The sequence below is a fragment of the Kribbella ginsengisoli genome (assembly GCF_039537185.1).
Classification (GTDB): domain Bacteria; phylum Actinomycetota; class Actinomycetes; order Propionibacteriales; family Kribbellaceae; genus Kribbella; species Kribbella koreensis.
Genome location: NZ_BAABAA010000001.1, coordinates 1,094,257 through 1,110,889 on the forward strand (window position 1 = coordinate 1,094,257; position 16,633 = coordinate 1,110,889).

The window sequence follows — 16,633 nt, forward strand, 5'->3', positions numbered from 1 at the left end:
CCTACTTGGCGCCGGCGTTGAGCATTTGGCGGAGTTCCTTCTTCAGCTCGGAGATTTCGTCTCGGTAGCGCGCGGCTACCTCGAACTGGAGTTCGGCGGCGGCGTTGTGCATCTGGTCGGTGAGTTGCTGGATGAGGTCGGCCAGGTCGGACGAAGGCAGGCCGCCGGCCAGTTCGCGGGCCTTTTCGCCGGCCTTGAGCTTGCCGCCGCCGGGGACCGGGGCCTTGCCGCGGGACTGGGTGCGGCCGTTGCCGAGGAGTTCGGCGGTGTCGGCGTCCTCGCGGGCGAGCATGTCGGTGATGTCGGCGATCTTCTTGCGCAGCGGTTGCGGGTCGACACCGTGCTCGGTGTTGTACGCGACCTGGATCGCGCGCCGTCGGTTGGTCTCGTCGATCGCCTGCTCCATCGACGGGGTGATCTTGTCGGCGTACATGAAGACCGCGCCGGAGACGTTTCGCGCCGCACGGCCGATCGTCTGGATCAGCGACCGGCCCGAGCGCAGGAAGCCTTCCTTGTCCGCGTCGAGGATGGCGACCAGCGAGACCTCCGGTAGGTCGAGGCCTTCACGCAGCAGGTTGATGCCGACCAGTACGTCGTACTCGCCCATCCGCAGCTCGCGGAGGAGCTCGACGCGGCGCAGGGTGTCGACCTCGCTGTGGAGGTATCTGGTCCGGATCCCCATCTCCAGCAGGTAATCGGTCAGGTCCTCGGACATCTTCTTGGTCAGCGTGGTGACCAAGACGCGCTCGTTGCGCTCGGTGCGGATCCGGATCTCGTGGATCAGGTCGTCGATCTGGCCCTTGGTCGGCTTCACGATCACCTCGGGGTCGATCAGACCCGTCGGCCGGATGATCTGCTCGACGTGCCCGTCCGACTTGTCCTGCTCGTACTGCCCAGGGGTCGCCGACAGGTACACCGTCTGGCCGATCCGCTCCAGGAACTCCTCCCAGCGCAGCGGCCGGTTGTCCATCGCCGACGGCAGCCGGAAGCCGTGCTCGACCAGCGTCCGCTTCCGCGACATGTCGCCCTCGTACATCCCGCCGATCTGCGGCACGGTGACGTGCGACTCGTCGATCACCAGCAGGAAGTCCTCGGGGAAGTAGTCCAGCAGACAGTGCGGCGCCGTCCCCGGCTCCCGCCCGTCCGTGTGCCGCGAGTAGTTCTCGATGCCCGAGCAGGTGCCGATCTGGCGCATCATCTCGATGTCGTACGTCGTGCGCATCCGCAGCCGCTGCGCCTCCAGCAGTTGCCCGCCCCGCTCCAGCTCGGCCAGCCGCTCCTCGAGCTCGGCCTCGATGCTGGTGATCGCGCGCTCCATCTTCTCGGGCGCGGTCACGTAGTGCGTCGCGGCGCCGATGTAGAGCTCGTTCTCCTCGCTGAGGATCTCGCCGGTCAACGGGTGCAGCGTCATCACCCGCTCGATCTCGTCGCCGAAGAACTCCACCCGGACCGCCAGCTCCTGGTAGACCGGGAAGACCTCGAGCGTGTCGCCGCGGACCCGGAAGGTGCCACGGGTGCCGGCCAGGTCGTTGCGCGCGTACTGCACGCCGACCAGCTTGCGGAGCAGACCGTCACGGTCCATCTCGTCGCCGACCTTCACGTGGATCATCCGGTTCAGGTACTCGTCGGCCGAGCCCAGACCGTAGATGCAGGAGACGGTCGCCACCACGACCACGTCGCGCCGGGTCAGCAGCGACCAGGTCGCCGAGTGCCGCAGCCGCTCGACCTCCTCGTTGATCGAGGAGTCCTTCTCGATGTAGGTGTCCGTCTGCGGGACGTACGCCTCCGGCTGGTAGTAGTCGTAGTACGAGACGAAGTACTCGACCGCGTTCTCCGGGAAGAAGTGCCGCAGCTCGGTCGCGAACTGGGCGGCCAGCGTCTTGTTCGGCTGCAGGATCAGCATCGGCCGCTGGATCTTCTCCGCCAGCCACGCCATCGTGGCCGTCTTACCCGTACCCGTGGCGCCCAGCAGCACCACATCCTGCTCGCCCGCGTTGATCCGGCGCTCGAGCTCGGCGATCGCGGCCGGCTGGTCGCCGGCCGGCTCGAAGTCGGACACGACCTTGAGGGGCGCGACCATACGCTGGAGATCGGTGACCTGTCTCATGCCACCCACCGTACGACCCACCGCCGACAGTTTCCGAAATTCCGCCGACAGCGGACCGCCCAGGGCCTAGTTGTAGCTCTTGACCACCGATTCGTTCATCGCCGCCAGGTCCTTCGCCCGCCGGTCGTAGACGCTGGTCTCCAGCCCTACGTCCGTCGCCGTGACCTGCCCGAACTGGTCCTCGTACGCCGTCATGAACCCCTTGAACGGCAGCAACTTCCCGCTCTTGGTCGGCACATCAGCGGTATACGTGATCGTGTAGCAGGACTTCAGCGCCGGCACCGCACACTCCAGCGCTGTCCCCTTACCGATCTTGACGTTCTTGTACCCGTTTGACTCGATGTCGACCAGGTGCTCGGCGAACCCCTTGGCGTCGTACAACTGTGTCTGCCGGACCCAGAAATACCCGTCGATGAACCCACGGCGCTTCCCGCCCTGCCGGTTCTCCTGCAGGATCCAGTACTGCCCGCCGACCGTCTTGTCCGGCCCCTGCAGCCACCCCTTGGCCGGCGTGAACCAGACGCCCTTGCCGACCTCGACGCCGACGTCGAACGGCCCCTTGGTCTTCGGCGGCGCCGTCGGCGAAGGCGTGAACAGGGTGCCCACCGGCTCCGGAGTCACCCCGGCCACCGGCGTACCGGAGTCGTCCTTGCCGGTCACCATCAGCACCACGCCGATCGCGATCAGCAACACCGCGAACACGGCGCAACCCATCACGATCCACTGCGTCTTCGACGACTTGGCCGGCCGGAACTGCGGCGGGATCGGGCCCGGACCCCATCCGCCCTGGACGGGCGGAGGCGGCGGGGTTCGGTACTGCTGCTGGCTCATGTTCCCCTCACTCAAAGACTGTCGAGCACCGACTGCTTCATCGCCTTCACCGCTGGATCGGCGGTCGCGACGAAGTCGGCCCCTGCCTGGTAGTCCAGCGCGGTGACCACGCCGTCCTTGCGCCGGTACACCTCCACGTCGCCCTTGATCGACGCCCCCGGCGTCGGGGTGATGGTGTAGGACAGCGCTACGCACTCCACCAAGACGTCCTTGGGGCACTGCAGGTTCCGTACGTTGTCGAGCTTGGCGATCTTGTCCTTGGTCTCGCCCTCGACGATGCCGACCACGAACGCGTTGGCGGTGACGTTCTGCTTCTGCCGGACCCACAGGAACGCCCGGGGCGCACCGTCCGGCCCGTAGATGGCGACCTGCTTGCCGTTCGTCTCCTTGGCGACCACGTTCCAGCCAGGCGCCGGCACGATCGAGACGCCGAACTGCACCGGCAGCGCGTTCGCCGGCGGCGTGTACGACGGCGACGGCGTGACCGTCGGGACCGGGGCCGGGTCAGCGCCCTTGTCGTCTCCCCCGGTCAGCAGGACAAGCGCAACGGCGACCAGTACTACGACAGCGAGCCCCGCCGCGATGGGGATCGCCACCGGCGGCAGCTTGAACCCCTTCTTCACCGGCTCAGGCCGACGCAGCGACGGCGGGCCAACCTTGTCACCCCACGGCGCATCAGTCTGACTAGCACCCTGTACTCCGGTGCCGCCCGTCGCCGGCGGAGTAGTGCTCGCCGCATCCCACGTGGACGGCGCAGAGCCCGCAGTACCGGCGTCTGGCGTGTCCCACGGGGACGGTGGGCGTGCGGGGACCTCCAGTGACCACGGGGACGGCGGTAGGTCCGGCTCCGGGGTGGTGGACTCCTCGTCCTCCTCGGCGTCGGTCTTCCGCACCCACGGGTTGCGGGGTGGCTGGCCTTTGTCGCGCTTGTTGTTCACTGGCTCTTGATCACCGAATCCAGCATCGCGGTGACGGCCTTCTGGACGGCGTCCTTCTTGTCCTCGCGGCCGTACACCTGAATGATCGTCAGCACGCCGTCCTGGCGCTGGATGACGCCGACCAGGCCGACCACCTTCAGCGTGCCGCTCTGGCTCGTCGACACCGCGGTGTAGCTCTGCGACGCCAGGTACTTGACGTTGCCGGCGGTGGGCGAGCTCTCGAACGGCTTGTTCTTCTTGACCTGGTCCAGGTCCTTCGTCTCGACCGTGAACAGCTTCGCCAGCGCCGACGCCGGGGTCTCACCCGGGTTCGGCTTGAAGGCGTTCACCATGAAGTACGCCTCGCCCTTGTTGAGCAGGTAGACGCCGGTGTACTTCGCGAGCGATTCGCGCTTGTAGCCGGGCGCGGGGGTCACCCGGACGCCCTCGGCCACGTCGATGCCCGTGTCGTCGGCGGGCGTACTGGGCTCGGTGCTCGGCTCGGTGCTCGGTTCAGGGGTCGGCTGGGTGGCGGTGGGGACGCTCGGCGACGCGTCGATCTTCTTGTCGTCGTTACCACCGAACACGAACGCCAGCACGACACCGATGACGGCTACCGCGGCCAGACCTCCACCGGCGAGCAGCAGGATCTTGTTCGGCCCCTTGCCGCCACCACCGCTGTACTGCCCACCCGGCTGCCCCGGGTACTGCTGCTGACCGGGGTAGTAACCCGGCTGCTGCCCCTGGTACTGCGGCTGTTGACCCTGGTATTGCGGCGGCTGACCCTGGTACGGCGGCTGCCCATAGCCAGGCGGCGGCCCCTGCGGCGGCCGCCCCTGCTGGGGCTGGCCCTGGTACGGCGGCTGCGCCGGTTGCCCATACCCCGGCGGCGGCCCTTGCGGCGGGCGACCTTGCGGAGGCGGACCTTGCGGCGGGCGGCCCTGCGGCGGCTGACCCTGGTACGGCGGCTGGCCGTACCCAGGCGGCGGACCCTGGGGCGGCCGCCCGTACCCCGGTGGTGGCCCCTGTGGTGGCTGCTGCCCCGGCTGGCCTCCGTACGGCGGTTGCTGGTTGCTCATGCCTGCGTCTCCCCAGTCGTCCCGTCGAAGCCGACAGCCGGCGCGCTCCCCTGCACCGCCACACCGCGCTCGGACTTCGGCACGGACCGGACCGAGTTGCCGCAAGCAGAACAGAAGTCCGAGTGCGGCAGCAGCGGCATCTCACACCGCGAGCAGAACGCCAGCTCACCCGACGCGTGGTTCGAACCACCGCGAGCGGCCGACTCCAACGCCGCCTCCAGCAGACCCTTGTGCAGCACCGTACGGACCCGAATGATCAGCGCCCCGAGCAGTACCAGCCCCCACAGCACGCCGAGCACGGCGCCGACCGTCGAGCCGTGCCCGCCGACGAAGCCGAGCAGGTAGACACCACCCTGGAACAGCGCGTTCACCACCATCGCCTGGATCAGACCGACCACCCAGCGCGGTGTGAACCCGTCGTACTTCTCCCCCAGCCCGGAGAACTCCGCCACCGCGAGTCCGGTCGCCGACCCATAGATCAGCGGCTTCACGAACCCCTGCAGCAGCACGACGGAGATCCAGGTACCAGCGCTGCTTCCCGGGCCGGCGAAGCCACCACTGATCCAGCCCCAGTGGAGTACCAGCGTCTCGAAGCAAGCAAAGCCGACACCGGCCACGACGCCGAAGGTGAAGCCGTCCATCAGGTCGTCGTAGCGCGGCCGCGAGGCCAGGTACAGCGGGCCGATCTGCCGGATCAGCTCCGAGACGACCGGGACCAGCAGCACCAGGATCAGCAGGTCGCTCCCGGACGGACTCGCCGAGTTCCCGCCGATCAGGTCGGTCGACAGACCGATCCTGTCGGACCACAACCAGGTGAACACCGCGGCCAGTACGCCGGTGAGCACGAACGCGGCCGCGACCACCGGGACCGGCTCGTCCTCCCACAGGTTCACGTCGTAGATGTAGAGGATGTAGACGATCGGGATGGCGAAGGCGGCGATCATGATCGCGACCGGCAGCGCGCCCAGCGCCGCCGTCAGCACGGTCAGCAGCAGTGCGATGCCCAGCGCGACCCGATAGGTGTACGGCTGGCGGCCCGCGCCCTGCGGCATGATCGTCGAGACCAGCTTGAACGAAGCCACCGGCTCGTCCGGTCTGGCCGCATAGGCCTTCTTGCGCTCGGCGTCCCCGGTCTGCAGATCGTTGCCACAGTGGTGACAGAAATGCGATACCTCGGGAACGTCAGAGCTACAGCGCGGACACTCCACGCCACCCTCCCTACCTTGGACTTCCGGACCGGGAAGATTCTCCAACAGCTCGGCCCGGAATCATCATTTCCGTCCCAAGGGTCACCCTTTCGTGGCCGGACCGTGTCCTGCTCGGCTCAGCAGTCCCGGCCAGAGCTCCTCGATTCGTGCGTCCAGCTCATCGAGGCTGCCCGAGTTTTCGACGACCAGATCCGCCACCGCCAGCCGCTGCTCCCGCGTCGCCTGACTGGCGATCCGCGCCTTCGCTTCCGCGTCAGTCATCCCGCGATCCCGGGTCAGCCGCTCGACCTGCACCTCCTGCGGTACGTCGACCACGAGCACCAGATCGAAATTGCCACCCTGCCCCGTCTCCACCAGCAAGGGAATGTCGTGCACCACCACCGCATCCCCCGGCGCCGCGCTCTCGATCTCGGCCGCCCGCGCCCGTACCCGCGGATGAATGATCGCCTCCAGCTTCCGCCGGGCGACCTCATCCCCGAAGACAATCCGCCCCACCGCCGGCCGATCCAGCTCCCCCTCGGCGGTCAGCACATCCCCGAACGCCGCAACCACTTCGGCCAACCCATCAGTGCCCCGGGCAACCACCTCCCGCGCCAGCACATCCGAGTCGATCACCACCGCGCCCCGTGCCGCCAGCCTCGACGACACGGAGCTCTTCCCGGACCCGATACCCCCGGTCAACCCGATCCTCAGCACACCTGCACCCTAGAGGACGCCCTAGACGCCCTCCAGGTCGAACCGTTGGCAGGGGCCGTTCCAGTACGGCGAGATGTTCAGCCGCGCCCCGGCGTCCTCGCTGCAGCCGAGCACATCGATGGACAGCCCGGTTCTGGCCTCCTGGATGCTCCAGCTGCCGTCGTACGCCGGTTCGATCCGCCAGCGCTGGCAACTGGAGGCGCCGGCCTTCATCACCTCGATGCTGGTCCCGGGCAGCCCCGAGCAGCCTTCGATCTGTACCAGCTGACCGGTGGACGGCGCGACGAGCTGGTAGACGTCGTCGCCCAGCGGCTTGACCTGCCACTGCTGGCACTCACTGCCGTCCTCCTCGTCCCAGGTCCGTAGGTCGGCTCCCTCGGACAGGTCGCAGTCCTCGACGTCGAAGACCTTGCCACCGCGAACCGCCCTGACCCGGAAGGTCCCGTCGAGCTGGTCGTCGTTCACCGCCGCCCGCAGGATCCACTGCTGGCTGGCCGCCGCGGCACACGGCATCTGCACGACCGGCACCCCGTTGCCGAGCTTCGCCCCCCGGACCGCCGCGCACTTCCCGCTCTGCGCGAACTTCAGCCGTACGACGGTGTCGTACCCGCTGCCCTCGACGTACTCGATCGTCATCTGCTGGTTCGCCGTGCCGACGCAGGCCCATTGCTGGAGCGGGACGTCATCGTCGTCGCTGGCCTCGTCGACGTCCAGGCAGCGCGGTACGACATTGTCGAGGTGACCCTCCGCGTGCACGGTGTGCGCCTCGAACTGCTCCGTACCGGCAACCTGCTCGAGCCGGAACCGCTGATGCAGCTCGCCCGCGCAGGCCTGCTGCGTGATCGCTCCCCCGTCGTCCTGGGTCCCACCGGCCACCTCCAGGCAGCGGCCGCTGTGCCGGGCGACCAGCTCGTACGTCCGATGCTCGATGTCGAAGGTAGGACCGGCCGTGGCCCCCACCCTCGGCTCCTTCCACCCGCTCACCGGTGCCTTGAACGACGTACCGGTCGAGGTGAGCGTGGACACCTCGCGGCCGCCGTCGGCCAGCGCGGCCACCAGGCCGACGTCGTCCAGATGGTCGCCGGTGAAGTCGCCGACGCTCAGCACCACCTTGGCCGGGTCGAACGTCGCAGCATCGTGCCACCAGTCGCCCAGGGTCAGCGCGGTACCGGTCGAGCGGAACACCTTCAGCGTCGTGTCGGGCTGCCCCGGCGTGTTCTCGTACAGCGACACGATGTCGTCCTTGCCGTCGCCGTCGACATCACCGACGACCGGGTGGTTGCGCTCCCAGCAGTACTTGCCGGCGCCGCTGTCGAAGAGCGGAACCGGGGTGGGGGCGAAGGTGGTACCGGTCGAGCGGTAGTACTCGACGACCGTCCGGCAGCCGCCCGCGTTCTTCATGTCGACCAGATCGGCCCGCCCGTCCCCGTCGACATCAGCCAGGACCGGTGTGCTCTGCGCCCACTGCCCCTTCGCAGCGGCCAGCCAGGAGGCCGGGTGAGCAAGGTCACCACCCTGGTAGACCTCGGCCCGCCACGTCCCGTCGCCATTGTTGACCTGTACGACGATGTCGCTCCGCTTGTCGCCGTTGACGTTGCCTGCGACCACCCGGGCCGTACTCAGCACCCACCCGTTCGCTGGTCCACGCCAATCCGGCAGCGAGCCGGGCGCGTACGTGTTGCCGTCGGACTTGAGACTGTAGAGCGCCATCCGGCGACCGGCCTCCTCCCGGAAGAAGGCGGTGTCGGCCCGGCCGTCCCCGTCGAAGTCGCCCTGGGCCGGCCTGGTCCGGTACAACGGGAAGCCACCGTTCTCGCCGGAGTCGAAGGCCATCGCGCCCGTCTCGAACCCGCCGGCCTTGGCAGTCACGTTCCAGATCGCCGTCCGGCCGAACCCCTGGTCGATGACGGCGTCGACGTCGGCCCGCCCGTCGCCGTTGACGTCACCCCGGACGTACGTCTGCGGACTGGGATTCGGGCGCGCGGTGAGGTCCCAGCCGGTCGGATCGGGGCTCGTGTTGCCCGCCTTGTCGACGGCCAGCACGAACAGCCTGGCGGTCGGTATCCCGGAGTCGTCGGGCCACACGGTCACCGGCAACGTCGCCGTACCGTCCGGACCGGCCTTGATCCGCTGGTCGATCCGGTCGGCCTGGAACCCGTACAGGTACTCGACGACATCCGTATCACCCGCGGCCGGCCGCAAGGTCATCCGGCCGACCGTCCGGGCCGGTACGCCGGGAGCGCCGTCGGGGAAGTCGGTCGACGCGACCGTCGGGGTACCCGGCTTCACCAGGTCGACCTTGAAGAAGCATTTCGGGCTCTCGTCGCCGAAGTCGGCCCCGTCGTCGGCCACGCCGTCGTCGCTGCGTGCGGACACGGCGTACGTCGCGCCGTCGACCAGCTTCCCGTCGGGGACCTGCGGCCAGGAGAACGCCGCTCCGGATGTGGTGAAGGCCGACTCCTGCTGGTACTGGATCTTGTTGTCGGTGGCCCGGCGGATCAACAGCCTGGTCTTGATGTTGTCGCCGTCCGGGTCGCTGGCGACGGCGGCGAAGGTGGGCCGGGCGGTGCTGATCAGGGTCGGCGCCGCGGCCGTGCCGCAGGGCCGGGGCCGGGTCAGGTTCAGCTTGATCGGCGGCCTCGGCAGGTTGTTGTACTCGACGATGAGCTTGGCCGTCTCGGGACGGAACTTCTTCCACTGCTCCCTCGACTCCCTGGTGGTGCCGGTCTCATCCGGCGCCCGCAGGCCCAGGGTGACGAACCCGGTCCGGCTCTCGGCCGACCACTGGACGACCTGGGTCAGCGCGTCGGAGCCGAACGCCATCTCCATGTCCTCCTCATGCCCGGTCCAGGCGTGCCCGGCGGCCGTGGCCAGCTCGCCCTGCCAGTGGGAGTCGGTCGTCGAGTTCCAGGTGAGGTCCTCGTCGGGGTCGATCGGGTAGGTCTCGAAGAGGTCGACGTTGGTCGGTGTACCGGTCGGGCTGTGGTCGAGCACGATGCTGAACGACGACGAGATCACCCGGGCGCCGTTGATCGGCGCGGTGTCGAACTGGAAGAACGAGCGGTACACGTTGCCGGACTGGTCGTAGGCGTAGCCGACCTTGGCGCCCTCGTCGCGGTCCTGGTTCCAGTACGAGTCGTCGGGGAACTTCTTGTTCACATGGGTCCAGCGGTATTGGCTGCCACCCCAGGAGCCGGCCGCGGCCTTGCTCGCACGGCCGGAACGGGCGGTGAGCTCGATCCGTTTCTTGGTCGCCTTGGCGAGTGGGGCCGGCGCCTCGACGGCCTTCACGGCCGGCTCGACGGCGGGTGACCCGAAGGCCGTCGTCGGCACCGTCAGGGCCAGCAGCAATGCTCCCGCCAGCAGGCGGATTCCAGGTCGGGGCACAGCACTCACCATCATTCCGGAGTCGGGGCGGTCGCCGGATCAAGCTGCCACGGAAATCCTGGGAAAGCGCGCTTTTCGACGAATCTAGAAATGGCCGCCGTCGTCGTTTCCAACTATTTCGAAATCCATTGACCGGCCTGGCCGGGCGAGGTTGAGATGCGCTGTCCCCCTTTGCCCACAGGAGGTTTCATGTCCCACCGCCGGCGAATAGCCACCGTTGTCCTGGTCGCCGCCAGCCTGATCGTGAGCGGCCAGCAGGCCGCCGCGTCAATGACCGCTCCGCCACCCAAACCGGACAAATGGAATCCGGTCAAGGACGTGTCGGTCGGCGGCCAGAACGCCAAACCGAGACCCGGTACGCCGGACCTCGACGACAACTTCGCCTTCACCAAGACCCCCGCCGCGGTGTGGCCGTCGGCCGGTACCGCCAAGGTCGATCTCCCTGCCGCCAAGGCCGTGGCGACGACCGTGACCGCCGCGAAGGCGGGAACGCTGCCGATCCGGGTCGGCCCGGCCACTGCGGCCAACCGTGCGGTCGGCACCAAGAACGAGGCGACCGCCACCGCCGCGACGCCCAAGAGCGTCCAGGTCGACCTGATCGGCCGCAAGCAGAACTCGCTCGTGCTGCGGGTCTCACGGGCCGACGGTGTGGCCAAAGCCGGCCCGGTGTCGGTCCGGGTCGACTACTCGGCCTTCAAGTACACCTTCGGCGGCGATTGGGGTAGCCGTCTCCGGTTGCTCAAGCTGCCCGAGTGTGCGCTGACCACTCCGGAGAAGGCCGAGTGCGCCGGCGTACCGGTGCCGACCGTGAACAACGGCCTCGGCGAACTCGCCGCTGATGTTCCTGCGGCGGGCAAGTCCGAGGGCCTGTTCGCCGTGGCAGCCGGCAGTTCCGGTGAGAAGGGCGATGCCGGCGCCACTCCACTCAGCCCGACCGCGACCTGGGAGGTCGGCGGGTCGTCGGGTGACTTCAACTGGTCGTACCCGATGAAGGTCCCGCCGAGCCTCGGCGGCCCCAAGCCCGAACTGGGCCTCGGCTACAGCTCCGGCGGTGTCGACGGCCGGACCACCACCTCGAACTCCCAGGCGTCCTGGGTCGGAGCCGGCTTCGACCTCGCGGTCGGCGGCTCGATCGAGCGCAAGTACGCCTCCTGCGGCGCGAAGTCCGAGCAGAAGGACAGCAACAACGGCACCAAGCCCACCGGCGACCTGTGCTGGGCCACCGACAACGCCACCTTCAGCCTCAACGGCTCGGGTGGCGAGCTGATCCCGGACGACGACGAACCGAACAAGTGGCACTCCAAGGCCGACAGCGGGCTGGTGATCGAGCGGCTGTTCGGCGCCGACAACGGCGATGCCGGCGGCGCCGGTGAGAACGCCGGGAACGACGGCGAATACTGGGTGGTCACCGGCAAGGACGGGACGAAGTTCTACTTCGGCCTGAACAAGTTGCCCGGAGCAACCAGTGACGAGCAGGACACCCACTCGGCCTGGACCGTCCCGGTGTTCGGCAACCACCCCGGCGAGCCCTGCCGGGCGAACGCCTTCGCCGACTCGCACTGCGACCAGGCGTACCGCTGGAACCTTGACTACGTGGTCGATGCGCACGGCAACACGATGAGCCTGTTCTACGACGTCGAGACCGAGCGGTACGCCCGCGCGATGACGGCCACCGCGGTCAGCGAGTACGTCCGGGCCGGCCACCTCAGCCGGATCGAGTACGGCCAGCGCGACGGCGAGGTCTTCGACCAGCCGGCCGTCGGCCGGGTCACCTTCCAGACCGAGGACCGCTGCATCGGCGCCTGCGAGGAGGCCGACTACCCCGACACCCCGCTCGACCTCGCCTGCTACAGCGACACCGACTGCAAGGACCACTACAACCCGACCTTCTGGACCGCGCGACGACTCGCCTCGGTCACCACCGAGGTCGCCGACGGCACGGAGTACAAGCCGGTCAGCAAGTGGACCCTGCAACACACCTACCTCAAGGGCACCGACGACCGCGCCGGCCTGTGGCTGAACGGCATCACCAACACCGGCCTGGTCGACGGAACCCTGTCCACCCCGTCGGTCACCTTCGCCTCGATCATGAAGAACAACCGGGTAGCCGGCACCGGCCTCTCCCCCTTGGACTGGCCCCGGGTCAAAGCCGTCAAATACGGCAACGGCGGCGAACTGGCCGTCAACTACCTCGACCCCGACTGCAGCGTCCCCGAAAATCTCCCGGCCCGCGACAACAACACCAAACGCTGCTACCCGGTGAAATGGACCCCCCAGGGTCAACAGGAACGCGAAGACTGGTTCGGCAAATACGTCGTCAACCAGGTCACCGAATCCGACCTGACCACCGGCCTCGACCCCCAGGTCACCACGGTCGAGTACCTGAGCCCACCCGCCTGGCACCACGACGACGAAGACGGCCTGGTCCAGATCGAGGCCAAAACCTGGTCCCAATGGCGCGGCTACGAGAAGGTCCGGGTCACCAAGGGCCTGGCCGGAGGCCCGCAGAGCGTCACCGAGAAGGTCTTCTACCGCGGCATGGACGGCGACGAGAACCAGGACGGGACCGTCAAGGACGTCAAGGTGACCGACTCCACCGGCGCCAAGGCCGAGGACCTCGAACCGCTGTCCGGTCAGCTCCGTGAGCAGACCAAGTACGACGGAACCAAGGTCGTCGACCGGGTGATCCGCGATTCGTGGGTCTCCGCGCCGACCGCTACCCGGGAGCGCCCGTGGGGCACCACCAGCTCGTTCCGGGTGGCGGAGAAGGGACTTCACCAGGATCAGGCCACCGACACCGGCCGCCGGACGATCGCCGGTGAGAACACCTACAACGCGGACGGCTCCGTCAAGGAGACGAGTTCCCTCGGCGACACCACCACGACCGCCGACGACACCTGCACCCGCTACGAGTACACCAAGAACGACGGCAGCGGCATCGCGGAGATCGTCTCCCGCCGCCAGGTGGTGGCCGTAGCCTGCAACAAGGCCTGGACCAACGCTCAGGTGCTCGCCGACGAGCGGATGTACTACGACGGCAGCAGCACCCCCGGCGGGGTCCGCGACCTGGGCGATCGCACCAAGTCCGAACGCCTCAGCGGGTTCGACAGCACCGGCAAACCGACGTACCAGGTGGTCGAGAAGGTCGACTACGACCCGATCGGGCGAGTCACCAAGACGACCAACGCCGCCGACAAGGACACGGTCGTCGCCTACTCGCCGGCCGGAGCGGCACCGGTCGAACAGACCACGGTGACGCAGCCGAACGGGCAGACCATCGAGACCGAGTTCGAACCCGCCTTCGGCACCGAGACCGCGATCAAGAACGCGGCCGGTCTGCGGTCGAAGACCGAGCTCGACCCGCTCGGCCGGACCGAGAAGATCTGGCTGCCCGGTCAGGACGGCCGGGCGACTCCGAACGCGGAGTACGACTACACCGTCCGCAGCGACGGCGCCGGCATGGTCACCTCCAAGACGCTCAACGGTGACGGCCGGCAGAACGTGACGGTGGAACTCAGCGACGGCCTCAACCGCAAGCGCGAGGTCCAGCGTCCGTCGGCCGACGGTGTCGGCCGGGTGATCACGGAGTACGTCTACGACTCCCGTGGCTTCCAGATCAAGGAGAACGGGCCGTACTTCAACCGCAACCCGATCGACGACAAGGTGTTCGTCGCGGACGAGGCCCAGCTGTCCACTCAGCAGGTCGCGGAGTTCGGCAACACCGACCAGGTGAAAGAGGAGATCTTCGTCTCCAAGCAGGCCGAGCAGTGGCGGACGTCGCACAGCAGCGCGGCGGGCCGGCAGACCGTCGAACCACCCACCGGCAGTCAGGCGACCACCAAGATCACCAACGCCAAGGGGCAGGTGACCGAGCTGCGCCAGTACGCCGGTACGAAGGCCACCGGCGCGTTCGACAAGACCGCCTACGAGTACCACCCGGCCGGTCAGCTCGCCAAGGTGACCGACCCGGCCGGCAACGTCTGGTCCTTCGACTACGACGTCCGTGGCCGCAGGACCAAGACCGTGGATCCGGACAAGGGCACCACCGTCTTCACGTACGACGATCTCGACCAGCTCGTGTCGCAGAAGGGCTCGAACGGCATCACGGTCTCGTTCAGCTATGACGGCGCCGGCCGGCAGACCGCGGAGTACGCGACCAAACCCGGCGGGTCGCCGGTGCTGCAGGCGGAGTGGAAGTACGACACCGTTCAGGCAGGTGCGCTCAGCAGCGCGATCCGCTACGTCGACGGGCAGCCCTACGAAACCAAGATCACCGGGTACGACGTGACCGGCAAGCCGACCGGGACCGAACTGACGATCCCGGCCTCCGAGGGCGCGCTGGCAGGCACCTATCCGATCAAGACGACGTACCGCCTCGACGGGCAGGTGGACGGCACCGAACTGCCGGCCATCGGCGGCCTGCCCGCCGAGACCATCAAGGTCGGCTACAACCAGCAGAACCTGCCGATCACGCTGACCGGCGCGGACACCTACCTCACCGGCACGCAGTTCAACAGCGTCGGTCACACCACGTTGCTGAGCTCGAGCAAGGACGGCAACTGGGTTCAGCAGGGATTCGAGTACGACCCCCGGACCCAGGCGTTGACCCGGGCGGTCACGAAGACGGCGACCGCCAAGATCGGCGACCTCAACTACAAGTACGACGCGTCGGGCAACGTCCTCAAGATCACCGACACCCCGACCGGCGAGACGCCCGACACGCAGTGCTTCGGGTACGACCAGTTCCAGCGGATGACGTCGGCCTGGACACCCGGGAGCGGCGACTGTGCCGCGACACCCACCAAGGACACGCTCGGCGGCCCGGCGCCGTACTGGCACAGCTGGACCTTCGACAAGACCGGCAACCGCAAGACCGAGACCCGGACGACAGCGGCCGGGAGCACGACCAGCGCCTATACCTATCCGGTCAACGGGGTGCGACCGCACGCGCTGAGCGCGGTCACCACCAACGGCAAGACCACCGCCTACGGCTATGACGCCGAAGGCAACCAGGTCACTCGGGACGTGTCCGGGGTGGGCGAATCGTTCACCTGGGATGCCGAGGGCCGGCTGGAGTCGGTGACCACGAAGGCCGGCAAGACGTCGTATGTCTACGACGCCAACGGCGACCGGCTGATCCGCAGGACACCCACCGGAACCACGCTGACGATCGGCCAGACCGAGCTGCTGCTGATGCCGGACGGCAGCAAACTGGGCACCCGGTACTACAGCCAGGGCGGCCGATCCGTCGCCGTCCGCGTCGGCAGCAAGTTGTCGTGGGTGGCCTCGGAGCTCCACAACACCAGCAACATCCAGATCGACGCGGTCAGCCAAGCGGTGCAGAAGCGCCGCCGCACACCGTACGGCGAACTGCGCGGTGCGGCGCCGACCGGCTGGCAAGGTGATCGCGGCTTCGCCGGCGGTACCGACGACGCGTCAACCGGTCTGGTGCACCTCGGGGCACGCGAGTACGACCAGAGCACCGGCCGCTTCATCTCGGTCGACCCGGTCGCGGACTTCACCGACCCGCAACAGCTCAACGGTTACGCCTACGCGAACAACAGCCCGGTCACCTTCAACGACTCCGGCGGCCGGAAAACCGTGAAGAAGTGGCAGAAGGTCTTCGTCCAGAAGTGGAAGACCGTCGAGGAGCAGGTGACCAAGCTCCGTGAGGTCCACTACACGGTTCTGGTCACGATCATCAAGTACGTCTTCGACTACTTCCTCGCGACGCTCCGCGGCGACGTGGCCAAGCTCAAGGAACTGAAGATCCAGTTCGAGGAGGAGCGAACCCGGCAGGAGAAGATCATCGTCAACATTCAGCGGACCATCAAGGAGGTGCTCGAGGAGATCCGCGCGATCGACGTCTGGGTCCCGGACGACTCGGCCGAACAGAAGACCGTCAACAACACCCTGGCCGAGGTCAACGGCTACGACACCGCCGCCACGGGCGTATCCGGGATGTGGCAGATCATCGGCGACACACTGGCCAAGATCAAAGCCAACATCCAACGCCTGGAAGAGGCCAAGGTGGTCGCCGAGAAGGTCAAGAACGACGCCGAGGCGCAGAAGAAGGCTGATGAGAATTACGGGAACGCCGTCGGGGATTCCATCGGGAAGGCCATCGTGTCCGGTGTGCTCGGCTTCCTCGGCGGTCTGGGGTGCGGGGCGCTCATCACCTCCACGGCCGGGCTTGCCGCACCCGGCTGTGTGGCCATAGTCGCGGGCACCTCGGCCGCGATCGGCGATGTCTGGCAGGCGACTGCCGCTCACGACCGGGACACGGTCGTGAGGAAGACCCGCGACCCCGGCTGTGCCTATGCCATGGGCGCCGGTACTTGCTGACGACCTGAGTTGAGGTACTGCGCCCCCGGCCGATTGGTCGGGGGCGCAGTTTTGTGACCGGAA

General features: G+C 67.9%; 8 protein-coding genes. 1 reads left to right on the plus strand and 7 read right to left on the minus strand.

Annotated elements, in window-relative coordinates; all coding sequences use genetic code 11:
- Nucleotide 1 precedes the first annotated feature (1 nt).
- The 7 genes from uvrB to ABD768_RS04885 form a co-directional block, all read right to left on the minus strand.
- Nucleotides 2-2,107 carry an excinuclease ABC subunit UvrB gene (uvrB, locus tag ABD768_RS04855; RefSeq protein ID WP_344837757.1) on the minus strand — a complete coding sequence of 702 codons (2,106 nt, stop codon included), beginning with the start codon at nucleotides 2,105-2,107 and terminating at the stop codon, nucleotides 2-4.
- Between the two features lie 66 nt (nucleotides 2,108-2,173).
- Nucleotides 2,174-2,938 (minus strand): hypothetical protein, encoded by a 765-nt coding sequence (locus tag ABD768_RS04860; RefSeq protein ID WP_343977866.1) that lies wholly within the window; start codon nucleotides 2,936-2,938, stop codon nucleotides 2,174-2,176.
- An 11-nt stretch (nucleotides 2,939-2,949) separates the two neighbouring features.
- A complete protein-coding gene (locus ABD768_RS04865) occupies nucleotides 2,950-3,876 on the minus strand; it encodes a hypothetical protein (protein WP_344837758.1) in 927 nt (308 codons plus the stop codon).
- Nucleotides 3,873-4,934, minus strand: coding sequence for a hypothetical protein (locus ABD768_RS04870; RefSeq protein WP_344837759.1), 1,062 nt, complete (start codon nucleotides 4,932-4,934; stop codon nucleotides 3,873-3,875). Before ABD768_RS04870 ends, ABD768_RS04865 begins: the two co-directional genes overlap by 4 nt.
- Nucleotides 4,931-6,142 (minus strand): PrsW family glutamic-type intramembrane protease, encoded by a 1,212-nt coding sequence (locus ABD768_RS04875; protein ID WP_344837760.1) that lies wholly within the window; start codon nucleotides 6,140-6,142, stop codon nucleotides 4,931-4,933. The genes ABD768_RS04870 and ABD768_RS04875 overlap by 4 nt, the downstream gene beginning before the upstream one ends.
- Before the next feature lie 81 nt (nucleotides 6,143-6,223).
- Entirely contained in the window at nucleotides 6,224-6,838 is a 615-nt protein-coding gene (gene coaE / locus ABD768_RS04880) for a dephospho-CoA kinase (RefSeq protein WP_344837761.1), read from the minus strand.
- A gap of 21 nt (nucleotides 6,839-6,859) precedes the next feature.
- Nucleotides 6,860-10,225: an RICIN domain-containing protein gene (locus tag ABD768_RS04885; RefSeq protein ID WP_344837762.1), complete on the minus strand. Its 3,366-nt coding sequence runs from the start codon at nucleotides 10,223-10,225 to the stop codon at nucleotides 6,860-6,862.
- 189 nt (nucleotides 10,226-10,414) lie between these two features.
- On the opposite strand from ABD768_RS04885, the gene ABD768_RS04890 reads away from it, so the two are divergent.
- Complete coding sequence (locus tag ABD768_RS04890) at nucleotides 10,415-16,570, plus strand: RHS repeat domain-containing protein (RefSeq protein ID WP_344837763.1); 6,156 nt, start codon at nucleotides 10,415-10,417, stop codon at nucleotides 16,568-16,570.
- Nucleotides 16,571-16,633 lie beyond the last annotated feature (63 nt).